At 57.9% G+C, this 18,304-nt stretch carries 17 protein-coding genes and 1 tRNA gene; 3 read left to right on the plus strand and 15 right to left on the minus strand.

What is annotated here, in order from left to right; genetic code table 11:
• Window positions 1–121: 121 nt before the first annotated feature.
• The 11 genes from BIND_RS16295 to epmA all read right to left on the minus strand — a co-directional run bounded on the left by BIND_RS16295 (window position 122) and on the right by epmA (window position 11,919).
• A complete protein-coding gene (locus tag BIND_RS16295; protein WP_012386123.1) occupies window positions 122–1,555 on the minus strand; it encodes an aspartate aminotransferase family protein in 1,434 nt (477 codons plus the stop codon).
• A gap of 555 nt (window positions 1,556–2,110) precedes the next feature.
• Window positions 2,111–2,185: transfer RNA gene (locus tag BIND_RS16305), tRNA-Val, on the minus strand.
• 229 nt (window positions 2,186–2,414) lie between these two features.
• Window positions 2,415–3,206, minus strand: a complete 792-nt coding sequence (locus BIND_RS16310) for an inositol monophosphatase family protein (RefSeq protein WP_012386124.1) — start codon at window positions 3,204–3,206, stop codon at window positions 2,415–2,417.
• A gap of 357 nt (window positions 3,207–3,563) precedes the next feature.
• Window positions 3,564–4,130, minus strand: coding sequence for an elongation factor P (efp, locus tag BIND_RS16315; RefSeq protein WP_012386125.1), 567 nt, complete (start codon window positions 4,128–4,130; stop codon window positions 3,564–3,566).
• Between the two features lie 126 nt (window positions 4,131–4,256).
• Entirely contained in the window at window positions 4,257–4,691 is a 435-nt protein-coding gene (locus tag BIND_RS16320) for an EVE domain-containing protein (RefSeq protein ID WP_012386126.1), read from the minus strand.
• Between the two features lie 32 nt (window positions 4,692–4,723).
• Window positions 4,724–5,731, minus strand: a complete 1,008-nt coding sequence (locus BIND_RS16325; protein WP_012386127.1) for an NAD(P)H-dependent glycerol-3-phosphate dehydrogenase — start codon at window positions 5,729–5,731, stop codon at window positions 4,724–4,726.
• 114 nt (window positions 5,732–5,845) lie between these two features.
• Complete coding sequence (locus BIND_RS16330) at window positions 5,846–6,355, minus strand: L-2-amino-thiazoline-4-carboxylic acid hydrolase (RefSeq protein ID WP_012386128.1); 510 nt, start codon at window positions 6,353–6,355, stop codon at window positions 5,846–5,848.
• 43 nt (window positions 6,356–6,398) lie between these two features.
• Window positions 6,399–6,908 (minus strand): CAP domain-containing protein, encoded by a 510-nt coding sequence (locus tag BIND_RS16335; RefSeq protein ID WP_012386129.1) that lies wholly within the window; start codon window positions 6,906–6,908, stop codon window positions 6,399–6,401.
• Window positions 6,909–6,918: 10 nt separating this feature from the next.
• A complete protein-coding gene (locus tag BIND_RS16340; protein ID WP_012386130.1) occupies window positions 6,919–9,519 on the minus strand; it encodes a DUF3772 domain-containing protein in 2,601 nt (866 codons plus the stop codon).
• Between the two features lie 247 nt (window positions 9,520–9,766).
• Window positions 9,767–10,837, minus strand: a complete 1,071-nt coding sequence (locus BIND_RS16345; RefSeq protein ID WP_012386131.1) for a lysine-2,3-aminomutase-like protein — start codon at window positions 10,835–10,837, stop codon at window positions 9,767–9,769.
• Window positions 10,834–11,919 carry an EF-P lysine aminoacylase EpmA gene (epmA, locus tag BIND_RS16350; protein ID WP_012386132.1) on the minus strand — a complete coding sequence of 362 codons (1,086 nt, stop codon included), beginning with the start codon at window positions 11,917–11,919 and terminating at the stop codon, window positions 10,834–10,836. The genes BIND_RS16345 and epmA overlap by 4 nt, the downstream gene beginning before the upstream one ends.
• 327 nt (window positions 11,920–12,246) lie before the next feature.
• On the opposite strand from epmA, the gene efp (BIND_RS16355) reads away from it, so the two are divergent.
• Both efp (BIND_RS16355) and BIND_RS16360 read left to right on the plus strand, forming a co-directional pair.
• Window positions 12,247–12,816 carry an elongation factor P gene (gene efp / locus BIND_RS16355; protein WP_012386133.1) on the plus strand — a complete coding sequence of 190 codons (570 nt, stop codon included), beginning with the start codon at window positions 12,247–12,249 and terminating at the stop codon, window positions 12,814–12,816.
• Window positions 12,817–12,893: 77 nt separating this feature from the next.
• Window positions 12,894–13,844, plus strand: a complete 951-nt coding sequence (locus tag BIND_RS16360) for a threonine dehydratase (RefSeq protein ID WP_012386134.1) — start codon at window positions 12,894–12,896, stop codon at window positions 13,842–13,844.
• Window positions 13,845–13,881: 37 nt separating this feature from the next.
• Here the strand turns inward: BIND_RS16360 and BIND_RS16365 are convergent, their stop codons facing one another.
• The 3 genes from BIND_RS16365 to BIND_RS16375 all read right to left on the minus strand — a co-directional run bounded on the left by BIND_RS16365 (window position 13,882) and on the right by BIND_RS16375 (window position 15,663).
• On the minus strand, window positions 13,882–14,196 hold the full coding sequence (locus BIND_RS16365; protein WP_012386135.1) for a DUF2312 domain-containing protein: 315 nt from the start codon (window positions 14,194–14,196) through the stop codon (window positions 13,882–13,884).
• 136 nt (window positions 14,197–14,332) lie between these two features.
• Entirely contained in the window at window positions 14,333–14,854 is a 522-nt protein-coding gene (locus tag BIND_RS16370) for a VOC family protein (protein WP_012386136.1), read from the minus strand.
• An 89-nt stretch (window positions 14,855–14,943) separates the two neighbouring features.
• The gene (locus BIND_RS16375) at window positions 14,944–15,663 is read right to left on the minus strand and encodes a DUF1428 domain-containing protein (RefSeq protein ID WP_041778960.1); all 720 of its coding nucleotides are present in this window, start codon (window positions 15,661–15,663) and stop codon (window positions 14,944–14,946) included.
• Between the two features lie 120 nt (window positions 15,664–15,783).
• Between BIND_RS16375 and BIND_RS16380 the strand changes: the two genes are divergently transcribed.
• Window positions 15,784–16,488, plus strand: coding sequence for a winged helix-turn-helix transcriptional regulator (locus BIND_RS16380; RefSeq protein ID WP_012386138.1), 705 nt, complete (start codon window positions 15,784–15,786; stop codon window positions 16,486–16,488).
• A gap of 8 nt (window positions 16,489–16,496) precedes the next feature.
• On the opposite strand, the gene BIND_RS16385 is transcribed toward BIND_RS16380, so the two are convergent.
• Window positions 16,497–17,948, minus strand: coding sequence for a TolC family outer membrane protein (locus BIND_RS16385; protein WP_012386139.1), 1,452 nt, complete (start codon window positions 17,946–17,948; stop codon window positions 16,497–16,499).
• Between the last annotated feature and the right edge of the window lie 356 nt (window positions 17,949–18,304).

Genomic DNA, 18,304 nt, shown 5'->3' on the forward strand with positions numbered 1-18,304 from the left:
ATCCGCCCTTTTGTTCATGTCCTCTCAAGCTTTTTCGGGGCTCGGAGAATCAGGAAAAAGATTCAAAAGTCCTACCTGTGCATTCCTATCCGCAAACCTCAGGATAGACTGGCCACAATGTCTACTTCGCGGCGCGCGCCTTCATCGCATGATCGGCCAGCGTCTTGCCAAGCGACCAGACAGCTCCGGGAACCTTGTGACTATCGGCGATGACGGTTTCAAACGCGCGTTCGATCCAGTCGCAATCCCCGTCATCAATCACGAGCGTCGGCAGCAGCTTGACCGTGTGGCTCGCGTGACCTGCCACTTGCACGAGGATTTTGTGCTCCTTGAACAAGGGGATGGTGATAAGCTGACAGAACAGGCCCGTGTTGACGGTTTCGAGCAGCGTCCATGAGGCCTTGAGCTTGAGCGAACGCGGCGCCCCAAATTCAATGCCGATCATCAGGCCCTTGCCGCGCACCGTGCGCACCAGTTCGTAGCGATCGGCCAGACCTTGGAAGAAAGTCAGCAACCTTTCGCCATTGCGCGCGGCTTTTTCGACGAGTTGTTCCCGTTCAATCACTTCCAAGGTGGCAAGGCCCGCCGCCATGGCGAGATCGTTCTTGGCGAAGGTCGAGCCATGCACCACCGCCCGATCCATCCGGGAAAACACCTTTTCGAAAATACCCTTGCGGCTCAGCACGGCGCCGACCGGGACATGGCCGCCCGAAAGCGCCTTGGCGACCAGCACCATATCCGGCTCGACGCCCCAATGTTCTATGGCAAGGAATTTTCCGGTGCGGCCGAGACCCGTCTGGATCTCGTCGGCGACGAACAAGGTTCCATATTTGCGGCAGAGCGCCTGCACGCCGGCGAGATAGCCGTCATCGGGAAGATTGACTCCCTTGCCTTGCACCGGCTCGACAATAAAGGCAGCTATATCATGCTTTGCCAAGGCCTTTTCGAGCGCCGCGAGATCATTGAAGGGAACCGCATGGCACCCCGGCAAAGTATCCCCGAAGCCTTCCCGGAAAATCTGATCTCCGTTCAAGGATAAAGAGCCATAGCTCAGACCATGAAAGGCGTGTTCGCAATAGACGATGCCGGGCCGCCCCGTCGCCCGGCGGGCGAATTTGATCGCCGCTTCGACCGCCTCAGTGCCGGAATTGCAGAAAAAGACCTTGTCGAGAAAAGGCACGAAACCGAGCAGACGCTCCGCCAGCAATCCAGCCAGCACGGAAACGTCCATCTGAACGAGATTGGGAAGGTCACTCGCCAGGACACTTGTCAGGGTTTCACGCAGAAGGGGGTGATTGCGGCCGATGGCAAAAACACCCCAGCCGCTCAACAGATCGAGATAGCGCGCATCATTGCGGTCGAACAAATATTGTCCTTGCCCGCTTTTGAAACCAACATCATAGCCAATGGTTTGCAAAACCTTGACCATCATCTCGTTCAGATAATGCGTATGCAGCGAATAGCGCTCGGGCTCCCGCGCAGCGAGCAAGGCCTTGATGTCGAAGGTCTCCCCATTGCCAGCGGGCTTGATCTCCTGCACCGGGATATTCTTCATTCCTCACGCCTCATCAATCGACCGTGATACCGACCGCCTTTGCGTTTCCCGCCAAATCCTATTACCGGATTCGCAATCGGCCCTTGTCAGGGATGAATCCGCCGCGTTTCTCAAATTCTTATAACGAACAGACCAAGGCTCCAGACTGGCCATGGCCTCAATCCAAATTCTCTTGCCGGCGAAGCAAACAGGCCTCGCTTGAAAAGTGTTTCGGCCGGAAAAGCACCGCGAGCCTTCTTTAATACCAAAGGTCGTGAAGAACGACCTTTGGTTCCTTTCTTGAATTTTCGCTCTCGCTTTGAAAAAGCGAAAATTCAAGAGCGGGCCAACGGCCATCCATTATGACCGTTGGTATAACTAGAGCATTTTTCGCAGGAAAGAGGAATCCGCTTTTCCACAAAAATGCTCCAGATGTGGGAACACCTAATTTCCACGCCTGTCTCGCCCGGAAAGCTTTTGATATCCGGATCTGCCGGATACCTTCCGCGCCGCCAGAGGCGGAATATTTTTTTGCCGTGGGAAAATGTATCGCCCATTTTCAGCGAATCGCGAAAATGGTGGGCGCGACAGGGATCGAACCTGTGACCCCTACCATGTCAAGGTAGTGCTCTCCCGCTGAGCTACGCGCCCGAGCTTTCGCAGTTGCAATGCCGAGGTCATATGTAACGACCGGAGCAAAGGCGGCTCGATGTGAACTCCCTATATCGGCTTGGCCGTCGCGAGGCAAGCGACAATCCGAGAGAATTTTGCCGAGAGAATTTTCGGCTTGAAAATTTTAGCGGGCGAACACGATGCGTTCGGCACAACAACCTTCTTGATCCTGCTCTCTTTTTCAAAGGAAGCAGGATAAGATCCGGTTTCAGGACTTCTGGATCAATCCCAGCAATTGGCTCTGGATGGTTTCGTTACCGGCGCAGATCGATCCCTTGGCGAGCATATCCCCGCCACCTTCCGCGTCAGTCACGAAACCTCCGGCCTCGCGAATGATCAGGATTCCCGCCGCAATGTCCCAAGGTTGCAGGCCCCGTTCCCAGAATCCATCGAAACTCCCCGAGGCGACATAGCCAAGATCGAGCGCGGCGGCTCCCAGCCGGCGGATATTGCCGACCCGCGCCATGACGCTGGCGAGTTCAGCCTTGAATTTTGGATGTTCCTTCGCCTTGCCAAGATGCGGCGTACCGCAGCCGATGAGTGTATCGGCGAGCTCGCGTCTTTGCGCTACGCGCAGGCGACGGTTGTTCAGAAAGGCCCCCTGCCCTTTTTCCGCGATGAACATATCTTCGCTGATCGGATTATAGACGAGACCCGCGACGATCTGCCCCTCGCGCGCCAGACCGATGGAAATCGCGAAGATCGGCAGACCATGGAGGAAATTGGTCGTGCCATCGAGCGGATCGATATACCAGGTATGGGTTTTGTCGCTCCCCTCGAAGGTGCCGCTCTCCTCCATGACGAAACCATAACCTGGCCGCGCCTTGCTCAATTCCTCGAAGAGAATTTTTTCGGATTTCTTATCGGCCACGGAGACGAAATCACCCGGCCCTTTGATCGAGACCTGGAGATTTTCGACCTCGCCGAAATCCCGCTTCAATCCCCGGCCGGCCTTGATGGCCGCTGCGGTCATGACATTCATCAAGGCTGATCGAATCATCGCCCTTTTTTCCCTTGCGGCCAAATCAATCCACAAAACCAATATTTTGTGGGCCGACTCATCCTGATATGTGCGGCTGCAAATGTCAGGGTCGGATCACTGAAGGCAGGCCCGCATCACGTGTGAACATTTCTGGTGGAAGATCCAGCCCATCGATCATGGAGATTTTTGGCCGGCTATAAAGCATCGAACTCAAAAGGGAAATCCACTCTTAAGTTCGATGGTTCGTCACGCAACAGGCAAGACGATGAAGAGATCCCAGAGCGATGCTTCTTCGCAGCGCAGGCGAGACTCAGCCTGAATTCAAGAGATCACATACAGAGATCTTGAAAGCTCTCTGTTGAATGTGTCAGCGCACTAGTCCGCGCGCCGCATGTATGTGACCTCATTTGTATCCACGACAATGCGCTCGCCTTTTTCGATAAAGGGCGGCACCAGGACGCGCAAACCATTTTCGAGGATTGCCGGTTTGTAGGTCGAGGTCGCCGTCTGGCCCCGTACCACCGGATCGGCCTCAGCAATTTCCAGCGTCACATAGGCCGGCAATTTGATGCTGATCGGCCGCGCCTCATGCATGCGCAAGGTCACCTTCATCCCGTCCTGCAGAAAAGCCGCGCGCTCGCCGACCCAATCGGCGGCGAGTTCGATCTGCTCATAGCTTTCGAGATCCATGAAGACCAATTCTTCCCCTTGCGCATAGAGAAAGCTGAAATCCTTCAATTCAAGTTCGACTTCATCAACCGTGGCATCGGCCCGGAATCGCTCGTTCAATTTGCGGCCATCGATGAGGTTTTTCAGTTCGACCTGATTGAACGCGCCGCCCTTACCGGGCTTGACTGTCGTGGATTTGACGGCAGCCCAGAGACCACCGTCATGCTCGATGACGGTTCCGGGCGTGATCTGGTTTCCGTTGATCTTGGGCATGGGGTCTCGTGCGGGTGAGAAGCGGCGCTAATATCGGAAAACGTGCGGACGATCGTTCCTGACGACCAGTCGCACGAGCATTTCGATCCTTCATGTGCCCGCGAGACATTTCCGCGTCAACTCTTCTCAGGCGAAGGCATAGACTTTTCCCGGCTCGCCGAGGCCGCAAATGATCGTCCATTCCTCATCCGTGACCGGCTGCACCGACAGCCTGGAATTATTGACGAGGATCATGTCGGAGAGCCGGGGATCCGCCTTGATCGCCTCAAGCGTCACCGGTTTGGCGAAAGGCTGGCGCGCCCTGACATCCACCATACCGAATTTGCCGGTCGCATCGGAGGGATCCGGATAATAAGGTTTGATGACCTCGGCGATGCCGACGACCGCCTTGCCGATATTGGAATGATAGAAAAAGACCTGTTCGCCGACTTTCATCGCCATCAAATGCTGCTTGGCGAGGTGATTGCGCACGCCGTTCCAGAAGGTTCCCTCGCGCGCGGCCTTGACCTGGTCATCCCAGGACCATTTGTTCGGCTCGCTCTTGATCAGCCAATGTGCCATCCGTGCCTAGCTCCTAAACCGCGCCGCGTTCCTCAAAAACCCGCCAGTTCCGCCTTGGATGGACGCGCCAGCAAGGTGGCAATCGCTTCGTCGACACCCATTCTTTCGGCAAGAACCGCCTCGACCGCCTGGGCGATCGGCATATCGACACCTTTCGCCCGGGCGAGATCATTGAGAATACCGCAGGTGAAAAAACCCTCGACAAGGCCAATGTTGGCACGCGCATCATTGATCGAGGTGCCGCGTCCAAGCGCATGGCCGAAAGAATAATTGCGCGATTGCGCCGAGCCGCAGGTCAGGACGAGATCGCCGAGACCGGAAAGGCCCGCGAGCGTCCCCATCTCCACACCAAAGGCGCGGCCGAAACGACAGAGTTCGGCAAAGCCCCGTGCGATCAGCGCCGCCCCGGCGCTGGCCCCGAGATCGCGTCCGGCGGCAATGCCATTGGCAATCGCCAGAACATTTTTGGCCGCGCCGCCAATCTCGACGCCTCGCACGTCATGCGTGTGATAAAGTCGGAACCAGGGCGCGGCCAAAGCCTCGACCAGCGCCGCCGCCAACGCGCCATCATAAGCGGCGAGGGTAACCGCTGTCGGCTTGCCGCGCGCCACATCCTCGGCGAAGCTTGGCCCGGACAGAACAGCGACCGGCTGATCGCCAAGGACATCAGCAGCGACCTCGCTCATGAACAGGCCCGTCTCATGTTCGATGCCCTTGCAGCAAAGAATGAGAGGCGTCGGCGTCGGCAAGGTCGATTGGATCTGCTCCAACACACCGCGCAGGCTTTGGGAAGGCACCACGGCGAGGATCAGATCAGCCTCGGCCACGACACCGAGATCGGTCGTCGGACGCAGGGCTGAATGAAGTGGAATGCCGGGCAATCTACGGGCATTGACGCCGGTCGCGGTCATTTCCGCGACATGGGCTGCGTCCCGCGTCCAGAGCGCCACATCCTCGGCCCCGGCGCGCGCGGCGAGATTGGCGAGCGCGGTCCCCCAGGCGCCGCCGCCAAGAGCCACGATCCGCCGCCAGCGCGCCATCCTTCGTCCTTCCCCACAAACGGTCGATAAGAATACTCAGGGCTTTTCCCAAGACTTGTTCGGCATAATCCGCCAAGCCCAGCCATGCAACGCCCCACATGCAACACAATGGTTTCAGGCGGGTTCTTCATCGGACCGTTCGGGGGGAGGCATATCCTTGAGAACATAGCGAAAATCGCAGTGATCGGCGCCTTCCATGATGGTCTGCGTGCGGGTCAGGATGATGGCCGGATTAAAGCCCGCGCAAAAAGCCGCATCCCGGTTGCAGGACAAAAGGGCGCCGAGATCGGCGAGCCCCAATTCGCGATACATATCGGCATAGCGGCACGTCACGACATTGAAGGCGAGATGATCCGCACCCGCATCCTCGATTTCCAGACGCAAGGCATCATTCTCCTGCCATATCGGTAGAATATCCGCATAAGCGATGAGATCGGCCTGCTCTCTTTTACGTTGCCCGGCGAAAGCCGCGCCCGCCCGTTCCGCCATGGTGCGGATGGCCTCCCCGAGCCAGGCCACTGCCTGCTCACGGCCGACGGTGGCGGCCATGGTTTCGAGCAGGCTTTTGATGAATTCCGCCTCAATACGGCGCCGTTCAAGCAAGGTCACGGGCATAAGCGTCATCTCCGACAGATCCTGAGAGTCAAAGCCGACGCTACGATGACCGTCAATCCGTCATGACCAAGGCCCAATAGAATTTATAGCGTGTGCCCGGTGCTTCCGCCGCCGCTATGCCCATCCGGCGCATGGCCGGATCGAGCAGATTGGCATTATGGGCCGGCGAACGACACCAGCCGACGAAAACCGCTTGCGTCGTCGCATAACCCGCTGAAACATTTTCCACAGCCGTCGCCTGGGCAAGCCGCGCCCGCGCGAGCCTTGTCGACAGCGGTCCTTGCACCTCATGGCTCAAATGATCCGCCTTCGCCATGGCATCGGCCTGATCCTGCGCCAATGTCCGCAAGGTGGGATCGAGCCTGACGGGAGCCAGTCCCCGCTCACCCCGGTAGGTCGAAATCAAGCCGCGCGCCGCTTCGGGATCGATCTGCAAGGCCCGCGCGGCGACGAGCGGTTGCGAAGGGGCTTGCGGGGCGACGGCACAGCCAGCGAGCGCTGATAGGGCCATGATTGTCGGAAGGCCGATGCGCCCTGCCGCGGGGAAGCGAATTCCGTCCATGCGCGGGAGTTCAGCGCCCGTTGCCAGCGCGTTGAAGCAGCACTTCGGCTTTCTGCAAATCGGTGATCGAGGGGCTATCGGCTGTTTCCGCATCGGCGGACAAGGGACCATCGGCGCGAGAGAGCATAGCGCTTAAGGGGCCCAGCCCCTTGATATCGACCACGGTCGGGTCGGCGGGGGCGCCACTGAAGAATTTCTCTTCCTTGAAGCGACGATAAATCTCGAAATAGAGATCGCTTTTCACCCGCCGCAAGGTGATGACGTCACCGACATAGCAATTCAGCTCAAAGGTCAGGCTGGACGCCGTGACCTCAATGAAGAAGACCTGAGGGCTCGGCAGGCTGAGCACCATTTCATTGGCCTTGGCGATTTCGAGCAACACGCTTCTCACCTGTTCTGGATTGGCGGTGGCTGAAACGGTGATCGGGATCAGGACGCGCGAAGTCGTATCGTTGCGGACGAGATTTTTGACGACGCCGCTAATGATATTGGAATTGGGAATGATGACGGCGGCGCGATCGAAGGTCTCGATCTCCGTCGAACGCACGTTGATCTTGCGCACGAAGCCCTGCTCGCCGCCAACGACGATCCAGTCACCGACGCGAACCGCTCTTTCCCAGAGAAGAATGAGGCCGGACACGAAATTATTGATGATCGATTGCAGGCCGAAACCGATACCGACGGAGAGCGCGCCGGCGAGAAGTGCAAGCCTCTCAAAATTGAGGCCGAGATAGGCGGAAGAGGACGCCACCGCCAGGATGATCGCCAAATAACCGAGACTGGTGCCGATGGAATTGCGTAAGCCAGCATCAAGCCGCGTTTTGGGCAGGAGTTGCTTGTCGAGCCATTTCTGAAAGGCCTTCACCGCGAGAAATGTCGCGGTGAAGACCGCAATGCCCATGATGATGCTGGACAGCGAGATCGTCACCCCACCGACTTTGAAGCCGAAGAACGCCGCCCCGAGATCGTTCGAGACATCGTTGGACTGCAGCCCCCAAGGCGCGAGCAGGAAGAAGATCGCAACGAAGAGCAAGAGGACCCGCATCGCGCCGGACAAGAGGATCGCACCGATTTCGATCGTCTGCCGATGCAGGCCAACTTTGGTGATGAGGCGATGGCCGAACCGTGAGGTCGGATTGATCGAAGTGACAATGACGCTGTCGGACAGCATCATGGCCATGATGAAAATACAGACGACGCCGGTGACCCATAAAACCTGCTGCAGCAGGAAATTCGCAAAGGCGATGAAACCACTGAGCGTCGCCGCCACGACCACGATGGCGACGCCCCAGAGGAGGATACGGGCAATGCCGATATAATCCGTATTGGCTTGCGGATCCTTCGCCTGGTTCCCCGCCGGCGCGTCACCGTCTTCATCCGCCTCCAGAGAGGTAGCGCCCCACAGGGATACGAAAATCACCAGGGCGCCGAACAGCGCGCCAAATCCACGCGTCAGAATAGCGAAAGGCAGCGAGGCGACGATGATTTCGTTCAAAGCCTCAACGACCTTGATGCTCGCGACGACAAAGGCAAGGATCAGGGCCGCGGTTAAAATGCGTTGCGCGCGGGCGTCATTGAGCTCGATCAGACGCCAGCTCGGGCGCCGCAGGGCGAGGAATCCATTGCCCACTGCCGCGACCGAGGTCAGATGCAGGGCCCCAAGTCCCAAGGCCGTGAAAAAAGGTTGCAGGCGCGTGCTGTTGATTCCGAAGCCGGCGAAAATCTGACCGACTCCGAACACCACCAGACCCGGCAGAATCATGACGACAAGCGCGCTCCACCAGGCGGCGGCAGCCTTCTGCAAATTATTCGGCGTGGTGATCTTCGATTCGCGGGAGAGAATTTTGAAGGAAAGGCGCCAAGCCGGCCAATAAAGAAGAGCAAGCCCCGCGAGCGAGCCCCAAAAGGCCGGCATGCGCCAGCCGATCAGCACCGCATTCATCTGCGCGAAGCCGTCTTTGAAAACGAGCTCCAGGGCGCCGATTTCGCGCGGGACCTCTTGGATCATTTCCATCCAGACTGAAGGCGCGAGCGGGCTCTTAACCCTCGCGAAAAGGGATCGCGTGATCAGGCCACGCCGTTGTGAAATGATGAAATTATTAGCCTGGTCGGCCTGAACCGCGAGCAGCTTGGCCCGTTTCAGCAGCTCATCCGTATCCGTATAGTTTTTTTGCTGATCGGCCCGATCAGCCGTCACGGCCGGGCTTTCCGGGGGCGCGTCATCGGCAGGCTTTGGCCCCAATTGATCGAGCCGCTGCTTGACACCCGCCAGCCGTGGCGTGAGACGGCCGATCACATCATTGAGCTTGGTCTGTAAGGGCGGAATCTGGGCCTGAAGCGTATCGAAATCGTCGGCCCGCAAGTCATGGCGCTGCAGGCTCTGATCAATCTGGTCGAGCCCGGCATGCACTTGATCGAGATCGCGCCCCCATTGCGGGGGAAGCGCCGGCGTCGCGACCGCCAGGGGCGTCGGGGCAGAAGCGCTGTCGGGCGCTGCGGGTCCGGCAGGCGCGGCGGGTGCTGCTGGCGCCGTCTGTGCCGCAACACCATGCTCAATAGGCAAGGATGCGACGAGAAATAGACACAACAGAAAAGCAAGAAATTTCACCACGCGCGATTTCCTAGAAGACGATCGATCATCGGCTTTCAAAAAAATCCGATGCTGCATGAAATGAAGAGGAAGGTTCGGCACATGTCGCCAGTCTGGTTTCCATGCACCCGATTTTTGGCAAAATTAATAAGCGCGTCGAGCCTATAGAGGATCTTGCGGGGAACAATGTTTTGTGACCGAAGTCTTAAAACACCACGGTCTTAAAGCACTCTGCGTCCAGCTGGAAGCGACTGAACTCTCCGTTGCTTTATGGTTTCGGCGGATAGGCATGCATCATTCCACGATAATCCTCGACGCGCAGACCTTGATCATTTTCGGCCCCGAGATAATTGGGACCAACAGGCGATTTACCGAAACCACCGGGCAGGTCGAGCATATAAGTCGGCTGGCAGAGACCGGAGAGATGTCCCCGCAAGCGCCGCATCAAGGCTTGCCCCTCGGCAATGGAAAGACGGAAATGCCCCGTGCCGGGAGCAAGATCGGGATGGTGGAGATAATAGGGTTTGATGCGGGTCTCCACGAAAGCGCGCATCAAATCGGCCAGAACCGACGCATCGTCGTTCACGCCGCGCAAGAGCACGCTCTGGCTCAGCATGGGAATGCCTGCATCGATGAAAGCGGCGCAAGCCTGACGCGCCTGCGGGGTCAATTCGCGCGGGTGATTGGCATGGAGCGCGAGATAGACGGTTTTGCGGCTCCCGCGCAAAAGCGCGACGAGGTCCGGCGTAATCCGTTCAGGATCGACGCAGGGCACGCGCGTATGCAGCCGCAGGATTTTGACATGATCGATCGCATCGAGCCGTTCGAGAAGTTCCGCAAGACGGCGCGGCGAAAGAATGAGCGGATCACCGCCGGTCAGGATTACTTCCCAGATTGAGGGGGTCGACGCAATATAGGCAAAAGCGGCATCGAGCGCCTCGGGTGAAAGATGCATGGGGCTGCCGGGCCCAACCGTTTCGCGGCGAAAACAGAAACGGCAATAGACCGGGCAAATATGCAGAAGCTTCAAAAGCACGCGGTCGGGATAACGGTGCACAATGCCCTCGACCGGACTGAAAGCCGCATCGCCAATCGGATCGTCGAGCTCTTCCGGCCGCCTGTCAGCCTCACGCGGATCGGGCAGGAATTGTCTCGCGATGGGATCCAACGGATCGTTTCTGTTGATCAAATCGGCCATGATCGTGGTCAGACCGATCGCATGGGTCTTTTCGAGTTCCGCCAGCGCCCGTTCCTGTTCGGGCGGGATCAGGCCCGCCGCCACGAGATCGGTCGTGCTGCGCAAAGCTGGCCGCATTTTTTCCTCGGGAGAGAACGTCATGCGCCTTCCCCCGGCGACTCCGCGACGGGCGTCCATAAAACCTCGGCAATATCATCGCTTCCCGTCGCCAGCATAGCGAGACGGTCGAAGCCGAATGCAATGCCGGAGGCTTCCGGCATTTGCGCGAGCGCGGCCAGAAAATCCGGGTCGATTGGATAGGCCTCGCCATAGATCCGCAAGCGCTCGGCCATGGCAGCTTCAAAACGGCGTTCCTGTTCAACGGGATCGGTCAATTCACCAAACCCATTGGCGAGTTCGACGCCACAGGCATAAAGCTCGAACCGTTCAGCAAAACGCGAATCCGCGCGCAAGCGCGCAAGTGCCGCCTCGCAAGCCGGATAATCGGTCAAAAAGGTCGCCCTGCCCTGCCCGAGCTTCGGTTCGATCCGGTCAGACAGGATTTTGCTGAAAAGATCAGACCAATCATCGTCGGGAGCGACACGGAGGCCGAGTTCCCGTGTTTTCGCGGCAAAGGCTTCAAAGGTCTCCGGCCCGCCCGGCAAAAAAGCCTCAAGATCAATCCCAGCGTAACGCTGGAAAGCCTCGCAGACGGTGAGTTGTTCCGGTTCAGTGAAAGGATCGGCGACACGGCCCCGATAGGACAGGATTTTGGCCTCTGCCGCCTGGGCCGTCAGGGCCAGGAGCCGCGCACAATCGAACATGAGAACTTCGAAAGGCGCCTCTGCGCGATACCATTCGAGCATCATGAATTCGGGATGATGCAGCCGGTCGCGCTCATCGTTGCGGAAAGCATGGGTGAAGGTGAAAATCCTCTCCTCCCCGGCGGCCAGCAATTTCTTGGCGGCAAATTCCGGCGAGGTGTGAAGATAAAGAGGCGCGCTGTTTCCGCCCAAGGGACGCCAGGCCGTGGCAAAAGCGCCGATATGGGTCTCATTGCCCGGCGAGACTTGTAAAATCGCCGTATCGACCTCGATGAAGTCCTGGGCCTTGAAGAATGTCCGAGTGGCCTCGATCATCCGGGCGCGGGCGAGGAGTTTCGGCCGCCGCAGATGATAAGCCTTTTTATCCCACCAGGGGGCATGAGAAAGGGCCCGAGTTTTTGCCGGATGTTCGCTCGTCATGCTATTTCGCTTGAAAAAGGAAGCCGTTCGCGGCTAAGCGACTAAGCAAATTTTCAACTGGTTTGCTCAGGCAAAAATTCCGGAGCCGCATTCCAGGTCTTCGTTCGAATGCTTCTCTTAAATGCTTCTCTTGGGGAAGCAGCTCGCTCGTCGCCACGCGGCACCGCCTAGTATCGAGAATCACAGATTCTCGATACGTCACTTTTAAAACCGTATCCACTTGTCCTCATTGAAACGCGACGAGTCGCGCTTCAATGAGGGTGGATACTAGGGATTGTTTCCTCGACGCGATCCCGGCCGCAATGCGCCCCATATAAAGGAAAGTCCGTGAAAGTCATCGCCAGTTCGATTCGCAAGGGCAATATCATCGAGAAGGAAGACGGCCAACTCTATGTTGTCCTGACCGCCGAAAGCTTCCATCCCGGCAAGGGCACGCCGACGACCCAGATCGACATGCGCCGCCTTTCGGATGGCGTGAAGACAAGCGACCGCTACAAGACCACCGAACAGGTCGAGCGCGCCTATGTCGAGGACATGAATTTCAGCTATCTGTACCAGGATGCCGATGGCTATACGTTCATGAACACCGAGACCTACGACCAGCTTGTCGTGCCGCCGGACGTGATCGGCGACCAGGCGGTCTATTTGCAGGAAGGCATGGTCTGCATTCTGTCGATCTTCAATGGCGTCGCTGTCGGCATCCAGCTTCCGGCCCGCGTCACGCTCGAAGTCGTCGAGACAGAGCCCGCAATGAAGGGACAGACGGCCTCCTCCTCCTATAAGCCGGCCAAACTCTCGAACGGGATGCGGGCCATGGTGCCCCCACATATTTCGGCCGGCACGCGGATCGTCATCCTGACGGAAGACGGCTCCTATGTGGAACGCGCCAAGGATTGAGCTTTTTGACTTAACGCATCCGATTTTTCCCAAAAGTGGTTCCCACTTTTGGGTCCGATGCTCCAAATAGGTGATGCTTGTTCGACCTTGACGGCCTGCGGGCGGCGGCGGATCTCGTCCATAAAGTGGTGGCGCCGACCCCCACGCATGCTTGGCCCTTGCTCGCAGCGCGCACCGGCGCGCAAGTCTTCGTCAAACACGAGAACCATACGCCGACCGGCGCCTTCAAGCTCCGTGGCGGGCTCACCTATATTGATCACCTGTTGCGCGCTGGTGCGCCGCCAAAAGGCCTCATTAGTGCGACACGGGGCAATCACGGCCAGAGCCTTGCCTTTGCCGGCCGCCGCGCCGGGCTCAAAGTGGCGATCGTCGTGCCGGAAGGCAATTCAATCGAGAAAAACGCTGCCATGCGGGCTTTCGGCGCGGAATTGATCGAAAGTGGGCGTGATTTCGATGCCGCCGTGGAAACCGCCACAAGTTTGGCGCAGGAACGCGCCTGGCATAGGGTGCCATCCTTCCATCCGGAACTGGTGCGCGGTGTTGCGACCTATGCGCTCGAACTCTTCGAGGCGGTGCAAGATCTCGATACGGTCTATGTGCCGATCGGTCTCGGCTCCGGCATTTGCGGGCTGATCCACACCCGCGACCTGCTTGGCCGCAAGACGGAAATCGTCGGCGTCGTCGCGGCCAATGCCGATGCCTATGCGCAAAGTTTCGAGACGGGCAAGCTAGTGACGACGGCGAGTGCTTCGACACTCGCCGACGGCATGGCCTGCCGGATCCCCATGGAAGAAGCACTCACCATGATCCGCAAGGGCGCGGCCCGCGTGGTGCGCGTCGAGGAGGACGAGATCAAGGCCGCGATACGCGCCTACCATGAAGATACGCATAATCTCGCCGAGGGCGCGGGCGCGGCGCCGCTTGCCGCTCTCTTGCGGGAAAGGGATCGGCAGGCAGGCAAACGAGTCGGCCTGATCCTCACCGGCGCCAATATTGATCGCATGGTTTATGCGGGAATCGTGACCTGACCCTCGAGTCAGAGTTGGCCCCTGACCCGGCGGTCGATCACATATTCAAAGCGCTCATATAAAGGTCGAGAATGGCCTCCATTTCCATCCGCTCGGCGTGATCCTGCTTGCGCATGCGAACGATCTGGCGCACGACCTTGACGTCGAAGCCACGGCCTTTCATTTCCGCATAAACATCACGGATATCATCGGAAAGCGCCTTTTTTTCCTCTTCGAGGCGTTCCACGCGCTCGACGAATTGCCGCAATTCCTCGGCGGCGACACCGGTTTCCGCAATATCGGCATGCGGGGAACCGCCATGACGGGACGCTCCATTGCCGCGAGAGGCCTCGCCCGGATTGCCTTCACTCATCACGGTTCTCCTCAGCAAAGGCGGTGCTTGCCCAAGCGGATGAACCCCGCGCCCGCAAGACCTGACAGACATTCCAAAAAGCGAGGAATGGGTCTCAACACCTGCCCCGTCAAGCCATAGCGGAATTTAATCCCCGCTATTCTACGCCCATGGAAGAGCGCGCGGCTTCGTTCATGCTATGGCCCTCTTCAGCGGCGCGCTCGATCGCGGCAATATCGATACGCTTCATGGTGAGCATGGCCTCCATCACACGCTGTGCCTTTCCGGGATCGGATGCTTTCATCAGTCGTAACAGAACCTCCGGCACGATTTGCCAGGAGAGGCCAAACTTATCCTTCACCCAGCCGCATTGCTCGGCCTCGGGAATAGCGGAAAGCGCATTGCTCAGCCTGTCGACTTCTTCCTGGTCCTTGCAGTGAATCTGGAACGAGACCGCTTCATTGAATTTGAAAAGCGGGCCGCCATTCAGTCCAACGAAGGGCCGTCCCGCCAGCGTGAACTCGACGGTCAGCACATCCCCCTTCCTGCCATCCGGAAAATCGGCTGGTGCGCGATTCACCGCATCAACATGGCTGTCGGGCAGCAAGGATGCATAGAAATGCGCCGCCTCTTCGGCCTGGCCATCAAACCAAAGGCAGGGGTTTATGATATCGGACATCATCTTCTCCCTTCGGGCGAAAAACCTCCCAAAATGATGCGCTCTCTGATGGATTATCCGCGCCCCTTGGCACTATCATGCATCATGCATCATGCATCATGCAGTGGCGAAAAACCGCCGTGAATCATGCGCTGCCCATCAAACGGCATGGTTTCCTTGTCGGGTTGCATGCGCGCATCCGCCATGAACTTCTGCCATCCTTCGTCCCGGATTTCCTTCGATGGCCATTCGACCCAGGAATAGACGACCACCTCATCCTCTTTCGCCTTCACCGCATGTTTAAAGTCAGTGATTTTTCCCTCGGGCACGTCATCGGCCCATGCCTCCACGACGCGAATAGCGCCATAGTCCTTGAGCATGGCCGCCATCTTGGAAGCCACTGCGCGATAAGCCTCCTTGTTCACACTTGGCACAGCGAGCACAAAGCCGTCTGTATAGCCCATGGCGCCGCCTGAGGCTTCGTCCAGGATCGGCGCGAAACCGCCAAAAATCATCCGCTTGCCATCAAAGGGCATGGCCGCGCCGATTTGCTTCATATGCGGATCGCTCATGATCTTTTCATGCGCCGCGTCGCGGGCCGCCTTTGAGGGATATTCCAGCCAGCTGAACACAACGACTTCATCATCCTGTGCCTTCACCGCCCCCTTGAAGTCAGTGATCTCGCCAAGTGGAACATCATCTCCCCAGCATTCGACCATCCGGGTGGCCCCAAATTGCTTGAATAGGGGAAATGCTTCCTGGATATGCCGGCGATAGGCTTCCTTATTGGCGGCGGGCACAGCGGCCACAAAACCTTCCACATAATTCATCATGGCATTTCTCCCTTGATTTTATGCGATTGATGGCGCTTACAGCCGTGGCGGCCGCCGGCCATGCCGGGTTAATGAACCATTTTGACAAAAGTTGCTTAGTAGTTATTAAAGATAACTATGCGATCAGAAAAAGAAATCACTGCTGATAAATCGGTAGAAAAACGCCAATATGGCGATGCCTGCGCGGCGGCCCACGCCCTCGATCTTATCGGCGATCGCTGGGCCTTGCCGGTCATGCGCGAATTGATGTTTGGTCCCAAGCGCTTCACCAATTTACGTAGGGACCTGCCCACGATCAGTGCGAACGTACTCACCCAGCGGCTCGAGGGTCTTGAAGCCGCAGGCGTGCTCACCCGTCACAAATTACCCCCACCGGCCTCCGCCTGGGTCTATGAATTGACGGATTGGGGTTATGCGGCTGAAAAGATTCTTCAGGAACTCGGGCGCTGGGGAACTATGTCGCCTCTGCACGATCCGACGAAACCGATCAGCGCCAATTCCCTGCTGCTCTCCTTGCGCACCCTGATCGACGCCAAACGGGCGAAGGGCGTGAAGGCGCGGATTGGCTTTCGTTTCGGCGACGAGACTTTCGTCGGCAAGCTCGCGGACGGAGCCCTTAAGATCACTCGCGGCCAGGTGAAAAACTTCGACCTTCTCTTCGTCGGAGAGCCTCGGGCGCTTGCGGGTGCCGTCTATGGTGGCGTTCCTCTCAACGCCCTGATCGCCGAGGGGACGCTCAAGGTCGAGGGAGACAGGGCATTGGCCGAACGGTTTTTGGGATTATTTCCCCTGCCGGGAAAGATCGCCAAGCAGGGATCCTGAATTTGGCCTCACCGCCCGTCAGGTGTGCGCACGCCCACCCACTTGTCCTTGACCTGATCGAAATGCACGCTCGGATCGTAATGCACCACAGCGAGGTGCAGATTGGTGGCCGTCAATTTCCCCATGGCCGCCATGACCACATAGGAGGCAACGACGCGATCGCGCTGCGCCGTGACGAGCGCAACCCGATTGCCCAAAAGAGTTTGCTGGGCATTCAACACGTCGAGCGTTGTGCGTTGACCGACCTGGGCCTCCACACGCACGCCTTCAAGCGCAATTTCCGAAGCCTTGACCGCGGCCATCGAGGATTCAATGGTCGCCCGCGCCGTCGTGAGCTGGCCCCAGGCCGAGACGAGAGCCGCGCGCACATTGGTTTTCTGGAGATCCGCCTGAAGTCGCGCCTGAGTCACTTGCTCCTTGGCCTGGCGAATACGGGAATAAGTCGTGCCGCCATTTTCATAAATCGGCACGGACATCTGCCCCTGGATCGTTCCATTGTACTGCTGATAGCCGGTCATGCCATTAACATTGAAGGTTCTTTGCGTCGTGGCGTTGAGATCGACCTTTGGATAAAGCTGGCCTTCAATGATCTTCACTTGCGCGGCCGCCGCATCCACATTGTGGAGAGCCTCCTGGATCGAGGGATGCTCGAGGAGCGCAACACTGATTGCCGTGTCGAGATTGGACGGCAGCAATTTCTCGACCGTCGCGGCCGCCTCAAGCTGCTTGGGCTGGCGGCCGATAACCTGCCGGAAATTGGCGATGCTCGTCTGCAGATTGGCCTGGGCGGTAAAATAATCCGAACGCGCGGTTTCCAAGCTCGATTCCGCTTGCGCCACATCGGTCCGCGTGACGTCCCCGACGTTGAAACGGTAGCGCGTCTGGCGCAATTGTTCCATGAGAACAATGATATTGTTGCGGCGTAATTCGAGAACGGCGGTATCGCGCAGGACATCCATATAAGCGGTGGCGCCGTTTTGCAGAACACTCTGCTCGGTATTGCGCAATGTTTCGCGCCCGCCGAGAATTGTCGATTCCGCCTGGCGAACACTATTCACGGTTTGATTGCCGTTGAAAATATTCTGGTTCAGTGAACCATTCACATAGCCGATATCGTTATTGAAGAGACCACCAAATGCGCCGTTTCGACCGGGTAGACTCGAAAAGCGATGGTTGAAACCATATTGTCCGCTTCCCATGATCGACGGCCGCCCGAGCGCCAAGGCCTGCGGCAACGATTCGTCGGTCGCGCGCAAGGAGGCACGCTGCTGATTCACGTCCGGATTGGTGGCATAGGCATTGGCCAAAGCGCTCGACATCGTCTCGCTCTTCACGCCCGAGATGCCCGAACTCAGAATAAGCAGCACGCCGCCCAGAAAGACAGAGCGATGGAAAGCCGATTGATGACAGGCCTCCCTCTTGTCCCAGGTCTTCACTTTCAAGGAATGCAAAGCACGCATCCAGACGATTATCACCCAGGTTAGAGGCGGAGATCCACAAGCCGGCGGCTCGAGGCCTGACTGCGCGCCCTCGCCCCAATTCAGCAATGACGCGCGTCACGATGCAGTATAATGATAACCGGGTTTCCTTGGCTAGAGCACAGGCACAGCAAACCGGCATCTCGGGAGAAACACATTTTTGAAGTCATGCTCGTCAAAGATACGAAACGTGCAAATCAAGAAAATAATTGTGAGTTTCTATCCAGATTACCTTGTGTGTATCTTTTAAGTTGCCTGTCTCGAAGACAACGCTTGCAAAAAAGTGTGACCGGCTTTGGTAGTCCCACCGTAAACCCTTGAAAAACCTGTTTCCCTGA

The sequence above is a fragment of the Beijerinckia indica subsp. indica ATCC 9039 genome (assembly GCF_000019845.1).
GTDB classification, from domain to species: Bacteria; Pseudomonadota; Alphaproteobacteria; order Rhizobiales; family Beijerinckiaceae; genus Beijerinckia; species Beijerinckia indica.

Bases quoted from the DNA above. Each gene is read 5' to 3' on its own strand.
- BIND_RS16295 (WP_012386123.1), bottom strand. From the start codon at position 1,555: ATGAAGAATATCCCGGTGCAGGAGATCAAGCCCGCTGGCAATGGGGAG.
- BIND_RS16310 (WP_012386124.1), bottom strand. From the start codon at position 3,206: ATGATTCGATCAGCCTTGATGAATGTCATGACCGCAGCGGCCATCAAG.
- efp (WP_012386125.1), bottom strand. From the start codon at position 4,130: ATGCCCAAGATCAACGGAAACCAGATCACGCCCGGAACCGTCATCGAG.
- BIND_RS16320 (WP_012386126.1), bottom strand. From the start codon at position 4,691: ATGGCACATTGGCTGATCAAGAGCGAGCCGAACAAATGGTCCTGGGAT.
- BIND_RS16325 (WP_012386127.1), bottom strand. From the start codon at position 5,731: ATGGCGCGCTGGCGGCGGATCGTGGCTCTTGGCGGCGGCGCCTGGGGG.
- BIND_RS16330 (WP_012386128.1), bottom strand. From the start codon at position 6,355: ATGACGCTTATGCCCGTGACCTTGCTTGAACGGCGCCGTATTGAGGCG.
- BIND_RS16335 (WP_012386129.1), bottom strand. From the start codon at position 6,908: ATGGACGGAATTCGCTTCCCCGCGGCAGGGCGCATCGGCCTTCCGACA.
- BIND_RS16345 (WP_012386131.1), bottom strand. From the start codon at position 10,837: ATGACGTTCTCTCCCGAGGAAAAAATGCGGCCAGCTTTGCGCAGCACG.
- epmA (WP_012386132.1), bottom strand. From the start codon at position 11,919: ATGACGAGCGAACATCCGGCAAAAACTCGGGCCCTTTCTCATGCCCCC.
- BIND_RS16365 (WP_012386135.1), bottom strand. From the start codon at position 14,196: ATGAGTGAAGGCAATCCGGGCGAGGCCTCTCGCGGCAATGGAGCGTCC.
- BIND_RS16370 (WP_012386136.1), bottom strand. From the start codon at position 14,854: ATGTCCGATATCATAAACCCCTGCCTTTGGTTTGATGGCCAGGCCGAA.
- BIND_RS16375 (WP_041778960.1), bottom strand. From the start codon at position 15,663: ATGAATTATGTGGAAGGTTTTGTGGCCGCTGTGCCCGCCGCCAATAAG.
- BIND_RS16380 (WP_012386138.1), top strand. From the start codon at position 15,784: ATGCGATCAGAAAAAGAAATCACTGCTGATAAATCGGTAGAAAAACGC.
- BIND_RS16385 (WP_012386139.1), bottom strand. From the start codon at position 17,948: ATGCGTGCTTTGCATTCCTTGAAAGTGAAGACCTGGGACAAGAGGGAG.